Below are 13,672 nucleotides of genomic sequence, written 5' to 3'. Positions count from 1 at the left end.
CCGAGCGAGGCCACGCGGCGACTACATGACGCGCTCGGCGAGTTCGGCGAGGGACTTCACCCACAGGGCGGGCAGGTCGCCGGCCGCGCCGTGGGACCGGTCGTGGACGACCGCGAGCCGGGCGGTGGCCTGCGTCCGGGTCAGGGAGACGTAGCCGAGCATGCCGGGGCTGTTCAGGCCGAAGACGCTCGCGGCGAGCGGGGGAGTGCCCAGGACGCGGTAGGCGCCGTGGACGCCGATGTGGCTGGCGGCCAGCCGGAACCGGGCGCGTTCCGTCGTCCGGAGGAGGAAGCGGGGCGGCATGCGCAGCAGGGCCTTCCAGCCGCCCTCCCGCAGCCCGGACGCCTTGTGCGCGCGGGTCTGCGCGACCACGGCCTCCAGCCGCTCGCGCGGACCGGGCGCGGTGCACGGCAGCCGCAGGACCGCCGGCAGCGCGGCGTTCCCCGGGGCCAGCCGCGCCCCCTCCGTACGGACGGACATCGGCATCACCACCCGCAGGTCGTGCACCCGCCCCGCCTCCCGCCGCTGGAAGGCCGCGAACGCGCCGGCAACAGCGGTCAGGTACACGTCGTTGACACCCGCGCCCCACCGCGACGCCACCGCCCGCAGCTCCCCGTCCGGGACGTCCGCGTACACCAGCGACGCCCGCCCGCTCGGTACCGACGCGCATCCCGGGGGAACCGTCTCGTGCTCCGGGAACCGCTCGAACGGCGAAGCCCCCAGCCATCGCAGGGAGGCCCGGCCCGGCCCCGGCGGCCGGTACGGGTACGGGCCTGCGACCGGATCGTCGGCCAGCAGCGCGGCCACCACGTGCGCCGCGCCGACCCCGTCCGTCACGGCGTGCTCGATACGGAAGCACACCCGCGACACCCGCTCCGTTAGGCACGTCAGCAGCCGCAGGTCCCAGCCGGGCGCCGGACGGGCGGGCAGCGGCGCCCGCAGGCACGCGTCGGTCGCCTCGGCCAGCCGCCCGTCCGCCCGCTCCTCACGGACGTGCACCCGGGGCTCCGGCGGCGGGGTGCGGGTCCAGCGGCGAGCCCCCGCGTCCGCCACGACACCCAGCGGCTCAAGACCCGGTGCCCGCTCGGCCACGCGCCCGCGCAGCTCGTCGAGCGTGAACGCCCCGGCGGGGAAGTCCAGGACGTGGCCCACCACCATCGGCGCGGCGCCCCGCGCGGGCAGCAGCGCGAACGCGCGGTCGAGCGCGTTCATCCTCCCCGGCCGGTCCGCCGCCCCGGCACGGCCCCCGCTTCCCTTCTCCGGCACCCCTCGGACCCGCATGACCCACCTCGTCCTCGCTCGATCGAAAGCCGCAGTGACGAACGAGGCGGTCAACCGGGGGACACGGCGGCCCGGGACGCGCCGAAGGCCGGCCTCGGCGAGGAGACCGGCCCCCTCCCGCCGGGGGAGTGCGAGACGTCGGCGCGCGGCCGGGGCCGGTGCCGGGCTAGTCCTGGTCGTTCGCGGCGGGCGGGCGGGTGACGTGGAAGGTCACGCCGGAGAAGTCACGCCCCTGGACGGCGGCGCCGTGCACCGTACCGCTGATGTGGTTGCTGACGGGGCCGGACCGCGCCGTCCGCGCCTGCTGCCACCACTCGTCGAGCCGGGCGCGGAACTCGGCGTCCAGCGCGGCGCGCACGCCCAGCGCGGTGGCGAGCGCCTGGGCGCGGACGGGGTCGGCGGGCGCGCTCTCCAGCGCGGCGACCTCGACCTCGCCGGAGCTGATCGCCGGCTCCGCGCTCTCCCCGGCCTCCTCCGAGGCCGCGCCGCGCCGGAACGGGCGCCGTACCAGCGCGGCCAGCCCCAGCCACGCCTCGCGGCCGGCCTCGGCACCGATGCCGCCCGCCAGTGCCGCGAGCGCGCCTGCGGTGATCGGATCCACGTCAGGTCTCTCCCTCGGTCGGGTATCGGGCCCCCAGCCTAGGGTCCCGGCTCCTCCTGCCGGGCCGTCATGTCGTGGAAGGCATACGGTCAGCCGCAGCTGTGGTAGCCGCATCCGGCCCGACGCCAGTTGCCCTCGCGGTCGAGGAAGCTGTACGTGCCCTCCGTGTTCCGGAGGATGCTGAAGTGTGGTCCCTTCCGTTGTACTGGAGGGTCAGCCCGCTGCCCGAGGCGGTGCCCGAGGTCGGCCGTGGAGGCGTCACCCGGTTGAGGCGGGCAGAGTGCTGCGCCTGCCGTCCGCGTCGCGCGGCAGGGTTCCGGTGAACAGCACGGCGAGCACGCACAGCAGGGTGAGGGTGCGAGGGCCCGCGGTCGCGGGGCAGGCCGAGGGCGAAGGCGCCGACGGTGGCGGCCAGGGCCACGACCATGAACCAGTAGAAGAACGGCTGGATGGCCGGACTCGCTTCGGATATCCGGGTCTGCCGGGCCTTGGAACGCTCGTCGTCCGCTTCGACGAGGAGACCGAAGGTGGGATCGTCCCGGTGGGCCAGTTCCTTGAAGGACGAAGGCAGCCGCGGTCTGTTCATGATCGCTCAGATCACCCGGCGCTGGGGCATGCGTCACACGGACCGCGGCAAGGTCATCTGGTCCGAACAGCCTCTGGAGGCGGTGTTCTGACGCCCCCCCGGCCGTGCCTCACCCCGACTGTGCCCCGCCCCCTCCCGGGGCCAGCGCCCGGAGGGGGCCGGCTACCTGAGTACGCGTACTCAGGTAGCCGGAGCCCGGGGAGTGGAACCGTGGCGGCATGGATGCGTACTCACCCCTCTCGGCTCGTCCCCTCTTACCGCCGATGATCACCGGGTTGATCCTGTTCCTCCTGCTCGGGATCCTTCGCGGCCTCGCCTGGCTCCTCTTCTCCCACCACCGGTGCAAGGGCAGGAACAACAGCGCGGACTACAACACGCCCGGCGAAGGCATCGCCTCCGGGCTCGCGCACATCGGTGAGGACGTGTTCCGCTGGACCGGGCCCGCGGCCTTCGTGGTTTTCGTCGCCGTGTGCGTGTGGGGCTTCATCGCCTTCGCCGCAGGCCGGTCAGGCTGAAGGGCCCGGGAGTGCGGCCCCTTCGCGACGTCACGTCCGGTCTCCGCGTGATCGTGATCACTCCCAGGCTCCGAAGAGGGAACCGATCGGAGCGTGCGGACACTTGTGGTCGTGGAGTCCCCTGTGAACGAACGCGTCCGGTCCGGAGACCGGGCCGCGTTCGCCGAGATCTTCGACGAGCACGCACGCGTCGTCTACGCCCATGCCGTCCGCACGACAGGTGACTGGGCCGTCGCCGAGGACGTCATGTCCCTCACCTTCCTCGAAGCGTGGCGGTTACGCGACAAGCTGGCGGACGTGGTCAGCGTCCGCGGCTGGCTGCTGGGCATCGCGACCAACGTGATGCGCAACACCGCCAGGGCGGCCCGCAGGCACCGGGAAGCGATGCGGCGGCTGCCTCCCCCGGAGCCGCAGCCTGACTTCTCCGGCGAAGTCGTCGGCCGGCTGGCCGACGGCCGGCGGCTCGCCGCCGTCTCCCGGGCCTTGCGACGCCTGAAGCGGACGGAGCGCGAGGTGTTCACCCTGGTCGCCTGGTCCGGACTCGGGTACGCGGCTGCCGCCGAAGCGCTGGGGATTCCGGTCGGCACCGTACGGTCCCGGCTCTCCAGGGCCAGAGGGAAGCTGCGCCGGCTCGTCGAGGAAGAACTGGCGGCGGAGGAACTGGCGGCCCGAGAACCGGCTGCCCGAGAACCGGTTGTCCAAGAACCGGCCGTCCAAGAACCGGCGGCCGACGCGCGAAGCACGGAGCCGCGGCGCCGCCGCGGACCTCTGCCGACCAGCGGGGTGGCCACAGCCCGCGCATCCCACAGGAGGGGGACCCGATGAACGCGGAGCGGCGCGAACGGTTCGAGCGCGAGCAGGCGCAGGAGGCCCTGCCGGCGCCGTCCTGCCCGGACCTCCCGACCGCGTGCATGGAGGCTCGCCGCCGGCACCTCCTCGGCGAGATCGACCGCCAGGCACACGCCCTGTCCCCTCGTCGCGCTCGGCGACCGCGCCGGCGGACGGTCCTCGTGCTGGGGGCCGCCCTGGCCGCCGGCGCCACCGTCGTGGTGGCGGGCCTCGGCCCCGGCGCCTCCTCGGGACCGGGACAGGCGCCCCCGGCCACCGTCGCGTCGGTCCGACTGCTGGAGAGGGCAGCCCTGGCCGCCGCCGACACCACGCCCAAGAAGAAGGCTCAGGCCGGGCAGTACGTGTACGTCAAGACCGTCGGCCACACGTCGGCGCTGTCGGAGAACCAGGACGGGCGGATGGAGCTCCTGCGCGAGAACGAGAACCTTGAGCAGTGGACGTCGGTGGACGGCAGCGCGAGCACGCTCCAGCGCGAGGACGGGAAGGACATCGTCCTGCGCGGCCCCGAGGACGGCGGCGGCCTCGGCTCGCCGACGTACGCCTTCCTCGCCACCCTGCCGACCGATCCCCGGGTCCTGCTGAGGTTGATCCGCGAGGACGCAGAGAAGAACCACGGCGCCGGATCGGGCTCCACGACGGGCCCGGACCAGCAGTCGTTCGTCACCATCGGCGACCTGCTCCGCAGCGGTGCCGCCGGTCCCGAGCTCACCGCGGCCCTCTACCGCGCCGCCGCCCTCATCCCCGGCGTCGAGGTGGTGCCCGACGCCGTCGATGCCGCGGGACGTCGCGGCGTCGCCGTGGCGCGTGCGCACGCCGGCGAGAGGAGGGAATGGATCCTCGACGCGCGCACCGCCCGGCTCCTGGGCGAGCGGACCGTACTCCTCGAGGACAGTGCCTGGGGCGAGGCGGGCACCGAGGTGTCGTCCGTGGCGCTCGTGGCCGTCGGCATCGTGGACGAGGGAGGCAGGACCCCGCAGCGAGGGGCAGGACCTCGTAGCGAGGGGCGGGCGCTCCGCACCGGAGGGCCGGTGCGGAGCGCCTTCGGCCGTCTCTAGTACAGGTTGCTGTACGTCTGGAAGCCGTGGCCGATCTTGTGCCGCGCGCTGATCGCGGCGCTGGTGCCGGTGCCCAGGTAGCGGTACAGGTCGCCGGCCGCGGTCACCGCGAGCAGGTCGGCCCGGCCGTCGCCGCTGATGTCGCCCGGGGCCACCAGCCGGGCGTACGCGCCCCAGCCGCCGCCGATCAGCGTCCGGGCGGCGAACGGGGCCGTGGCGGAGCCCGTACCCCTGTGCAGGAAGAGCTTGCCGACGCCGTCGCGGGCCAGGACGTCCGCGCGGCCGTCGCCGGTGTAGTCGCCCGCGCCGAGGATCTGGTCGTACGCGTTCCAGCCGGAACCGACGCGGACGCGGGAGGCGAAGCCCGTACCGGCGCCGTTGCCCCGGTACAGGTACAGGACGCCGGAGGTGTCGCGGGCGAGGAGGTCCGACGTGCCGTCGCCGCTCAGGTCGCCGGGGCCGACGAGCCGGTCGTAGACCTGCCAGCCGCCGCCGAAGTCCTTCTTGTTGGAGGTGTTGATCAGGTGGCCCCGGTGGACGACCACGAGGTCGGGGAGCGTGTTGCCGTCCAGCGCGTAGGCGAGCGAGATGTGCGCGCCCGCCCAGCCGCCGACGCTGCTGATCTGCTCGCGGGCGGCGAGCTTGCCGTTGTTCAGGCCGCGGTGCCAGAAGAGGGTTCCGGCCAGGTCGCGGCCCATGAACAGGGTCTTGCCGAGGGAGGGGATGTTGCCCGCCCCGCCGAACTGCTCCACCTTGTTCCAGGCGGTGCCGGTCTGCGCCCGCGACGTGAACGTTCCGTTGCCGCGGCCGTAGTAGGCCCACAGCGTGCCGTTCAGGTCGCGCGCGAAGACGTCGGCGCGGCCGTCGAGGTCACGGTCGTCGACGGCGACGATCTGGTTGTACACCTGCCAGCCGGTGGCGAGCGCCTTGCGCGGCTTGAACGGCGCCCGCTTGTCGCCGGTGCTGCCGTAGAAGTACACCTGGCCGGCGGGGGTACGGGCGAGCAGGTCGCCCCTGCCGTCGCCGTCGTTGTCGCCGAGACCCACGAGCTGGTCGTACGCGCCCCAGCCGGGGCCCACCCGCACGGGGCCGGCGAAGGGCGCCGTCAGTGTCCCGGTCGCGCGGTAGAAGTACAGCTCGCCGTCGTACCGGCGGGCCATGACGTCGGCCCTGCCGTCGCCGTCGACGTCACCGGGCGAGAACACCTTGTTGTAGATGTTCCAGCCGTGGCCGGTCCACCGCAGTGTCCCCTTGGTGGTGGAGGCGTCCGCGTACAGGCGCAGGGCGCCGGTCGCGGAGACCGAGAGCACCTCGGGCTTGCCGGTGGCGTTCTGGTCGCCGAGCGGGACGAGGTCGAGATCGGTGGACGTCCCGGCGGTGTCGAACGCGACGTGCGCCCCGCCCGAGGACGGAGCGACGAAGGTGATGCCGTTGCGCGTGCGGTGGATCAGGTCGGTCTTGCCGTCGCCCGTCACGTCGAAACGGGGGCGCGGCACGGCCGTCGCCCCGGCGGCACGGGCCGTACCCGCCCGCGGCTCGTCGAGCGTCGGCACCGCCGAGGTGTCGGTCAGCGTCCGCTCCAGAGCGAGCCGGGGCGCCGACTCGGCAACGGCCGGCGATGCCGTCAGCATGCCGGCGGACAGGGCGAGCGCGGTGCACGTGGTGACACGACCGGCACGCCCGGAGAAAGCGAAAGGCAAAGGTCCCCCCTGGGGAACGTGGAATCGGACCGGAACGAGGTCTGCGGCATCGCCGCACGGCCCTGTCGACGGGCCGTGCGGAGTGACAACACCCCCCCCGGATGCGTGGGCGGAGTGTACTGACAAGAATGTTCGAACGCGCACACCACTTTCGGAGTCCGTCAGCTCCACCCGCCCGCCGCCACCCTCCGCCCGGCCTACTCCGGGTGCGGCGGCGCCTGAGGCCGCTGCGCGCCGAGGCCGGCCGGTGCGAGACGGACGAGCTGCGCCGCCTGGGCGGCGTCGCGCCGCGCTCTCCACGACGTTCCTCGTGACCGTGAGCGGCGGCGCCCCGGCGGCCCACGAGACCAGGCGCCAGGTCCTCCTCGTGCGGTCCGCGCGTTCATCGAGGCCACCCTCCCCGATCCCGGCCTCGGCCCCGCCGCGATCGCGGCGTACCACCACATCTCCGTACGCCTGTCACCAGGCGGAGTACAGCAGGGCTCCGTATCCGACGTACCTCCGGACCATGTGTGACCCAGGTCACCTCCCATACCTGTCAGGAATCGGTGGGCTGTCCCGTTCAAGTCGCCGAAAGCGCACACCACAGACGGGAGCCCGCCATGAAGCACCGCATCGTCGTCCTCGGCGCCGGCTACGCAGGGGCCCACGTGGCCGGAACGCTGGCGCGCCGGCTGTCCCCGGCCGACGCCGAGATCACCGTGGTCAACGCCGAGCCGGACTTCGTCCAACGGCTCCGGCTGCACCAGCTCGCGGCCGGGCAGGACATCGCGGCGCCCCGGCTCGCGGACGTCTTCGCGGGCACGCCGGTACGGCTGCGCGTGGCGCGTGTCACCGCCGTCGACCCCGAGCGCCGCGTCGTCACCGTGGCCGACGCCGAGGGCGGCGGCGACCTCGGCTACGACACCCTCGTCCACGCGCTGGGCAGCCACGTCGCCGACCACGGCGTCCCCGGCGTGGCCGAGCACGCCTTCGACGTCGCCTCCCGGCCCGCCGCGCTGCGCCTGCGCGCCCACCTCGACCACCTGGCCCGGCGCCCCGAGGGCGGGAAGGTCCTGGTCGTCGGCGACGGCCTGACCGGCATCGAGACCGCGACCGAGATCGCCGAGTCCCGGCCGGGCCTGTCGGTGACCCTCCTCGCCCGCCGTGAGCTGGGCGCCACGCTCTCCGCGGGAGCCCGCCTCCACCTCCGCCGGGCCTGCGGCCGGCTGGGCGTCACCGTCGTCGAGCACACCGCCGTCGAGGCCGTCGAGGCGACGCGGGCGCTCTGCGCGGACGGCACCGTCCTGGAGGCGGACGCGATCGTGTGGGCGGCCGGGTTCGCGGTCCAGCCGATCGCCGCCGCCTCGGGCCTTGAGGTCACGGAGACCGGCCGGATCGTCGTCGACCGCACCATGCGGTCGGTCTCGCACCCGGACATGTACGCCGTCGGCGACGGCGCTCATGCCATCGGCGACAACGGCCACCCGCTGCCGATGTCCTGCGCCTCGGCCGGCTTCACCGGCAAGCAGGCCGCGGCCGCGATCCTGGGCCGCCTCACCGGCGGCGGGATCCCGCGCGTCAAGCTGACGTACGTGGGCAACCACATCAGCCTCGGACGACGGGACGCCCTCGTGCAGGTGGTCGACGGCGCGGCGCGCCCGAAGCCGAAGTTCCTGGGCGGAAGCGGCGCGGCGCGGATCAAGGCGGCCATCCTCGCGACGGCGCTGTGGGCCACCTCGCACCCCACCTTCGGCCTGCCCGGCCGGAAGCGCCGGCTCGTCGCCGCCCTGCCGGACGCGTGGGCGCCGGCACACGCGCCGGAGGCGCCCGCCGGCAAGGCGGCCGTGTGACACCCCCGGAGGCGATCACGGTGAACAACACGACGACCGACGGCTTCGGCACCGACGGCTTCGGCCCTGACGGTGTCGATGCGGGCCGCGGCCCCGACCGCTCCGGCGCCGACGGTGTCGAAGCGGGCTACTTCGGCCCCGACCGCTTCGACACCGGCCGGTTCGAGGCCCACCGGAACCGGCTGGCCTCACTGGCCTACCGCATGCTGGGCTCGGCCTCCGACGCCGAGGACGTCGTCCAGGACGCGTTCCTGCAGTGGCAGGCCGCCGACCGGCGGCGGTTCAGGGTTCCGGAGGCATGGCTGACCAAGGTGGTCACCAACCTGTGCCTCGACCGGCTCCGCTCCGCCCACGCCCGCCGGGAACGCGCCGTCGGCGGCTGGGTGCCCGAACCGCTGCTCGACGGCGACCCGATGCTCGGCCCCGCCGACACCGTCGAACAGCGCGAATCCGTGTCCCTGGCCGTCCTGACCCTCATGGAGCGCCTCACGCCCCTCGAACGGGCCGTCTACATCCTGCGCGAGGCGTTCTCGTACAGCCATGCCGAGATCGCCGACCTCCTCGACATCTCCGCGTCCGCCGGCCAGCAGCACCTCCACCGGGCCCGGCGCCGTCTCACCACCGCGCGGCGCGGCGGGGAGGCCGACCCGGCGGCCGCCCGCAGGGTCGTCGAGGAATTCCTCGCCGCCGCGGCCTCGGGTCGCACCGAACGGCTCGTCGCGCTCCTCACCGACGACGTGACCGCGATCTCCGACGGCGCCGGTCTGGCCAGGAAGCTGCTGCACTACGCGACTCCGGAGCGGGTGGCCGCCCTCGTACGGGCCGGCTTCCGGCCGACCCCCGCGAAGCAGCGCCTCGCCGGAGGCGTCCCCACCGTCCACTACGCGCTCGTCAACCGGGCTCCGGCCCTTCTCTTCGTGATCGGCGACAAGGTCATCGGGGCCGCCCTGTTCGATCTCGCGGGAGGCAGGATCGCCACCCTGCGCGGCATCGCCGCCCCCCACCGCATCGCCCGTCTCGCCGAAGCCTGGCGGCGCGGTGAGCCGGACGCCCCCCTCACCGTCCTGTGGCGGCCCTCCACCTCCACGCGCGGGCGGTCGGCGCCTCCCTCCTGACCAGGGCGCCTACGCGAACAGGCGCCGACGCGGCCGGCTCCCCGACGGTGGACGAGTCCGCCGATCCTCAGCCGGCCGCGCGGCTCCTGGTGTACTCGACCTTGTCCGGCCCCTCGCCCTCCAGCGGCTCCCCGCGGAGCCAGCCGCACGCCTCGTAGAAGGACACGGCCGCCGTGTTGGAGGTGAACGTCTCCAGCCGGACGGTCGCGTACCGGGGGAGCAGCGTCTCCTCCGCGTGCCGGAGCAGGAAGCCGCCCAGCCCCCGGCGGTGGTGCTCCGGGTCGATCATCATGAGGTCGACCGTGGGCCCGTCGAGGATCGAGAGGCCGACGATCCGGCCGTCCTGGACGAGGCAGTGCGCGCCCCCCTGCTCCAGGTGGGTCTTCACATGCGCGTCCGAAGCGCCGCTGCCGAGGAACCAGTCCACCGCCTCGTCACCGAGGAAGCCGCGGTAGCAGGTGTCGATGGTGCGCCGCGCCAGTGCCTGGAGGGCGCCGAGGTCTTCCAGGGTCGCCGGGCGGACGGTGGGAGGAGCGGGGCGGCCCTGCGCGGTGGTCATGACGAGTCCAGGTTCTTCGCGGGAGGTGGGGGCTTCCGACTCTAGCCGTCCGGGGCGCCTCCTCCGTCACGCGTGACCCCTTGAAGGGAATGGGGCAATAGAGACGTTTTGTCCGAAAGGTGTACGGGCACGGGAACCCCTGACAGGGCAAACCCGACGGCCCAGGAAGACGTGAGATGAGCATGATGAACACCCTGTTCAAGCGAGCCCGGGGCGCCATGCGGGAGTCCGACGGCAAGGCCCTCCAGGATCCCGTCCGCAAGGCGGAGGGGCGCCGGCTCCAGGAGGAGGCCCGCGCGGAGACCGAACGGCGCCGAGCCCGCAGGGCTGGGGAGGAGAGCGATCCGCGGGGCAGCGCCTGACCCGCCCGATCCGGGGTAGGCGCGCGGAGCACCGCGCGGACCGGCACAGCCCCACCGTGCGGGCGCGGACCGGCACAGCCCCGAGACGGCACGCCCCCGCACGGGACCGGCACAGCCTCCCCGTGCGGACGGCACAGCCCAGCTCCGAAGGAAGGAACACCAGCGTGGCCCAGCCGCACCACAGCACCCGTACGGTAGGCGTGGAGGAGGAGCTGCTGCTCGTCAGCGCCCGGACCGGGGAACCGCTCGCCCTCTCGTCCGCCGTCCTCGCCTCGGCCGCCGGGGAGGCGGCCGGAGCCGTCTTCGAGAAGGAACTCCACCAGGAACAGCTGGAGTTCGCCACCCGCCCCGTCGCGGACATGGGCGCCCTCCGGGAGGAGATCGTCCGGTGGCGCGGCGAGGCCGGCCGCCACGCGGAAGGCGTCGGCGCCCAGGTCGCCGCGCTGGCGACCTCCCCGATGCCCGTGCGGCCCAACCGCAGCCTCGGGCGCCGGTACCGCTGGCTGGCCGACCAGTTCGGCCTGACGGCGGAGGAACAGCTCACCGGCGGATGCCACGTCCACGTCTCGGTCGAGTCGGACGACGAAGGCGTCGGGGTCCTCGACCGCATCCGTCCCTGGCTCCCGCTCCTCACCGCGATCAGCGCCAACTCGCCCTACTGGCAGGGAAAGGACACCGGATACGCCGGATACCGCAGCCGCGTCTGGTACCGCCTCCCCTCCGCGGGCCCGTACGAGCCGTTCGGCAACGCCGCCGGCTACCACGCGCGCGTGCGCGACCTGCTGGGCACCGGAGTCCTGCGCGACCAGGGCATGATCTACTTCGACGCCCGCCTCTCCCACACCTTCCCCACCGTCGAGATCCGCGTCGCCGACGTCTGCCTCGAACCCGACACCACCGTGCTGGTCGCCACCCTGGCCCGCGCCCTGGTGGAGACCGAGGCGCGGGCGTGGCGGGCGGGAGAACCGGTCCCCCGCGTCCCGCTCGACCTCCTCAGGCTCGCCGCCTGGCAGGCCGCCCGCTCCGGCCCCGAGGGCCCCCTCCTCGACCCCCGGACCCTGCGTCCCGTCCCGCCGGAGGCCGCCTTCGACGCCCTCGTCGCCCACACCGAGGCCGCCCTGCGCGACACCGGCGACCTGGACCGGGCCCGTGCCGCCCTCAAGGACCTCCTCACCCGCGGCGGCGGTGCCCACCGTCAGCGCGCCCTCCGGGCGGAGGGCATGGAGCTCGGCGAGGTGGTCCGCGCCTGCGCCCGCATCACCACGGACCCGGGCGGCTCCTGAACGGCCGGGCGGCGGGCGCGGCCGACGCGGCCGGCGTCACCATGTGCGGCGTACGGTCGCCTTGCCGCCGGTCACGAGGCTCGCGGGCGGAACGTCGTCGGCCACCACCGCGCCGGCGGCGATCACCGCGTCACGGCCGATGCTGACGCCGGGCAGGATCGTGGCACCGGCGCCGATCCACACGTTCTCCGCCACGTCGATGGGCGCGCCGGTGAGGTACAGCCGCCGCTCCTCGGGATCGACCGGGTGGCCGCTGGTGATGAACGTGACCTTCGGCCCGATCATCACCCGTTCGGCGATCCGGATGCCGGCGTAGTCCAGGAACGTGCAGTTCTGGTTGATGAAGACCCGCTCGGCGAGGTCGAGGTTCAGCCCGTGGTCCGTGTAGAAGGGCGGGTAGATCGTGACGCGCGGCGGCAGCGGCTTGCCGAGGATCCGCGCGAACAGCTCCGCCTTGCCCGCGTCGTCCTCGAACGGCAGCACGTTGAGTCGGGAGGTGAGTTCGGTGACCCGCAGGACCCGCTCGGCCATGGCCTGGAACTCGGGGCTGTGGATGCGCATGAGACGGTCGCCGGTCATGCCGGGGCCCCTTCCTGTTCCTGTGTCCCTGTGTCCCTGTGAGGGGAGCTGTCCCTGTGAGGAGAAGCGGTCACCGTACACGTCCACAGGTACCCCGCCGGTCGCCGACGGCCGGTCTCAGCTCGGGCTCAGGAGGCAGAACTCGTTGCCCTCCGGGTCGGCCAGGATCGTCCACGGGATCGCCGACTGGTCGATCCCGGGATCGGTCGCGCCCAGGGCGCGCAGCCGTGCTTCCTCCGCCGCCGGGTCGTCACCGGGGTAGGGGCGGACGTCGAGGTGGACGCGGTTCCACCCGCGCTTCGGGTCGGGGTTGCGGATGAACTCCAGGTAGGGGCCGACACCCCGGGCGGAGCGCAGGGTCGCGTGGCCGTCGGCGACCTCGTGCACTGCCCAGTCCATCGCCGCGCCCCAGAACCGGGCCAGCTCGCGGGGGTCGCCGCAGTCGACGACCACCGCGGCGACCGGCCCGGTGTCCCGGTAGACCGGCCGGGGCTCCAGCACGCAGAACTCGTTGCCCTCGGGGTCGGCCATGACGGTCCAGGGCACGTCGCCCTGGCCGATGTCGGCGCGCGTCGCCCCGAGCTCCTCCAGGCGGGCGACCAGCTCCGCCCGGTGGGAGGGCGACGTGGTGGCCAGATCGAGATGCACCCGGTTCTTCACCGTCTTGGGCTCCGGACGGGCGACGATGTCGACGCAGACCGCGACCGGGTCGGGGTAGGAGAAGCCCGGGGGTTCGAGGTTGGTCACGCCCGGTCCCTCGCTGTCGAGGCTCCAGCCGAGTGCCGCGGCCCAGAAGCGTCCGAGAGCGGCGTCGTCCCTGGCCTTCATGTTGATCTGCACGAGTCTTGTCGCCATGCCGCCGATCCTATGAGCGGTCCGGCGCCCCGTCCCCGGCGTCGCCCCGCCGTCCGAGCGGGCGGCGCTGTTCCTCGCGCCCGAGGCCGGGGGACTGGCGTTTGGCGCTCATGCCGTGTCCCTTGTCCTCGGCGTCCTCGGCCCTGCCGCGGCGGCCCCGTTCCGCCTCATCGGCCTGGCGGCGCGCCTCCTCGTCGCCGCTCTCGCCGACGGCTTCGGAAGGGGTGGTCCGCGGCGGCTCGTCCGCGGGCAGCGTGCGCCGGCGTTCGTGGTGGCCCATCGTCTCCTCCTGGCTCGTGGGGTGGCCGGGGCGGCACGTCCCGCCGGGACGCGCCGCCCCGTGTGGCGGCTGCCCCTCGGAGGCCCGGTGAAACACGGACAACCGGCTCGTCGGCAGGCCGTTCGGACGGTCGGCTCGGCGACGGGCCGTTCGGGCGGTCGGCTCGTCGGCGGGCCGCTCGGGCGGTCGGCTCGGCGACGGGCCGCTCCGGCGATCGCCT

General features: G+C 74.1%; 14 protein-coding genes. 7 read left to right on the top strand and 7 right to left on the bottom strand.

The window, feature by feature from the left end; all coding sequences use genetic code 11:
* Window positions 1-21 precede the first annotated feature (21 nt).
* Both ACIGHB_RS19090 and ACIGHB_RS19085 read right to left on the bottom strand, forming a co-directional pair.
* Window positions 22-1,212 (bottom strand): wax ester/triacylglycerol synthase domain-containing protein, encoded by a 1,191-nt coding sequence (locus tag ACIGHB_RS19090; protein WP_399914436.1) that lies wholly within the window; start codon window positions 1,210-1,212, stop codon window positions 22-24.
* Between the two features lie 235 nt (window positions 1,213-1,447).
* Window positions 1,448-1,882 (bottom strand): hypothetical protein, encoded by a 435-nt coding sequence (locus ACIGHB_RS19085; RefSeq protein WP_399914434.1) that lies wholly within the window; start codon window positions 1,880-1,882, stop codon window positions 1,448-1,450.
* A gap of 861 nt (window positions 1,883-2,743) precedes the next feature.
* On the opposite strand from ACIGHB_RS19085, the gene ACIGHB_RS19080 reads away from it, so the two are divergent.
* The 3 genes from ACIGHB_RS19080 to ACIGHB_RS19070 all read left to right on the top strand — a co-directional run bounded on the left by ACIGHB_RS19080 (window position 2,744) and on the right by ACIGHB_RS19070 (window position 4,887).
* Window positions 2,744-2,983, top strand: coding sequence for a hypothetical protein (locus ACIGHB_RS19080; RefSeq protein ID WP_399914432.1), 240 nt, complete (start codon window positions 2,744-2,746; stop codon window positions 2,981-2,983).
* Between the two features lie 123 nt (window positions 2,984-3,106).
* Entirely contained in the window at window positions 3,107-3,808 is a 702-nt protein-coding gene (locus tag ACIGHB_RS19075; RefSeq protein WP_399914430.1) for an RNA polymerase sigma factor, read from the top strand.
* Window positions 3,805-4,887 carry a CU044_5270 family protein gene (locus ACIGHB_RS19070; protein ID WP_399914428.1) on the top strand — a complete coding sequence of 361 codons (1,083 nt, stop codon included), beginning with the start codon at window positions 3,805-3,807 and terminating at the stop codon, window positions 4,885-4,887. The genes ACIGHB_RS19075 and ACIGHB_RS19070 overlap by 4 nt, the downstream gene beginning before the upstream one ends.
* Here ACIGHB_RS19070 and ACIGHB_RS19065 read toward each other — a convergent pair.
* On the bottom strand, window positions 4,884-6,518 hold the full coding sequence (locus tag ACIGHB_RS19065; protein ID WP_399914427.1) for an FG-GAP repeat domain-containing protein: 1,635 nt from the start codon (window positions 6,516-6,518) through the stop codon (window positions 4,884-4,886). The genes ACIGHB_RS19070 and ACIGHB_RS19065 overlap by 4 nt on opposite strands.
* Window positions 6,519-7,189: 671 nt before the next feature.
* Between ACIGHB_RS19065 and ACIGHB_RS19060 the strand changes: the two genes are divergently transcribed.
* Window positions 7,190-8,419, top strand: coding sequence for an NAD(P)/FAD-dependent oxidoreductase (locus tag ACIGHB_RS19060; RefSeq protein WP_399914425.1), 1,230 nt, complete (start codon window positions 7,190-7,192; stop codon window positions 8,417-8,419).
* Complete coding sequence (locus ACIGHB_RS19055) at window positions 8,416-9,534, top strand: sigma-70 family RNA polymerase sigma factor (RefSeq protein WP_399914423.1); 1,119 nt, start codon at window positions 8,416-8,418, stop codon at window positions 9,532-9,534. The genes ACIGHB_RS19060 and ACIGHB_RS19055 overlap by 4 nt, the downstream gene beginning before the upstream one ends.
* 67 nt (window positions 9,535-9,601) lie before the next feature.
* Here ACIGHB_RS19055 and ACIGHB_RS19050 read toward each other — a convergent pair whose 3' ends face one another.
* On the bottom strand, window positions 9,602-10,093 hold the full coding sequence (locus ACIGHB_RS19050; protein WP_399914422.1) for a GNAT family N-acetyltransferase: 492 nt from the start codon (window positions 10,091-10,093) through the stop codon (window positions 9,602-9,604).
* A 176-nt stretch (window positions 10,094-10,269) separates the two neighbouring features.
* On the opposite strand from ACIGHB_RS19050, the gene ACIGHB_RS19045 reads away from it, so the two are divergent.
* Window positions 10,270-10,455, top strand: coding sequence for a hypothetical protein (locus ACIGHB_RS19045; RefSeq protein WP_360309684.1), 186 nt, complete (start codon window positions 10,270-10,272; stop codon window positions 10,453-10,455).
* A gap of 164 nt (window positions 10,456-10,619) precedes the next feature.
* On the top strand, window positions 10,620-11,738 hold the full coding sequence (locus ACIGHB_RS19040) for a glutamate--cysteine ligase (protein WP_399914420.1): 1,119 nt from the start codon (window positions 10,620-10,622) through the stop codon (window positions 11,736-11,738).
* A gap of 36 nt (window positions 11,739-11,774) precedes the next feature.
* Here ACIGHB_RS19040 and ACIGHB_RS19035 read toward each other — a convergent pair whose 3' ends face one another.
* From ACIGHB_RS19035 to ACIGHB_RS19025, 3 genes are all read right to left on the bottom strand, one after another.
* Window positions 11,775-12,317: a DapH/DapD/GlmU-related protein gene (locus ACIGHB_RS19035; protein ID WP_360309680.1), complete on the bottom strand. Its 543-nt coding sequence runs from the start codon at window positions 12,315-12,317 to the stop codon at window positions 11,775-11,777.
* A 117-nt stretch (window positions 12,318-12,434) separates the two neighbouring features.
* Window positions 12,435-13,172, bottom strand: a complete 738-nt coding sequence (locus ACIGHB_RS19030) for a VOC family protein (RefSeq protein ID WP_399914418.1) — start codon at window positions 13,170-13,172, stop codon at window positions 12,435-12,437.
* Window positions 13,173-13,182: 10 nt separating this feature from the next.
* Window positions 13,183-13,452 (bottom strand): hypothetical protein, encoded by a 270-nt coding sequence (locus ACIGHB_RS19025; RefSeq protein ID WP_399914416.1) that lies wholly within the window; start codon window positions 13,450-13,452, stop codon window positions 13,183-13,185.
* Window positions 13,453-13,672: the final 220 nt, after the last annotated feature.

The sequence above is a fragment of the Streptomyces sp. NPDC085460 genome (assembly GCF_044541975.1).
Taxonomy (GTDB): Bacteria; Actinomycetota; Actinomycetes; order Streptomycetales; family Streptomycetaceae; genus Streptomyces.
This window is presented reverse-complemented; position numbering and strand designations above follow the sequence as displayed.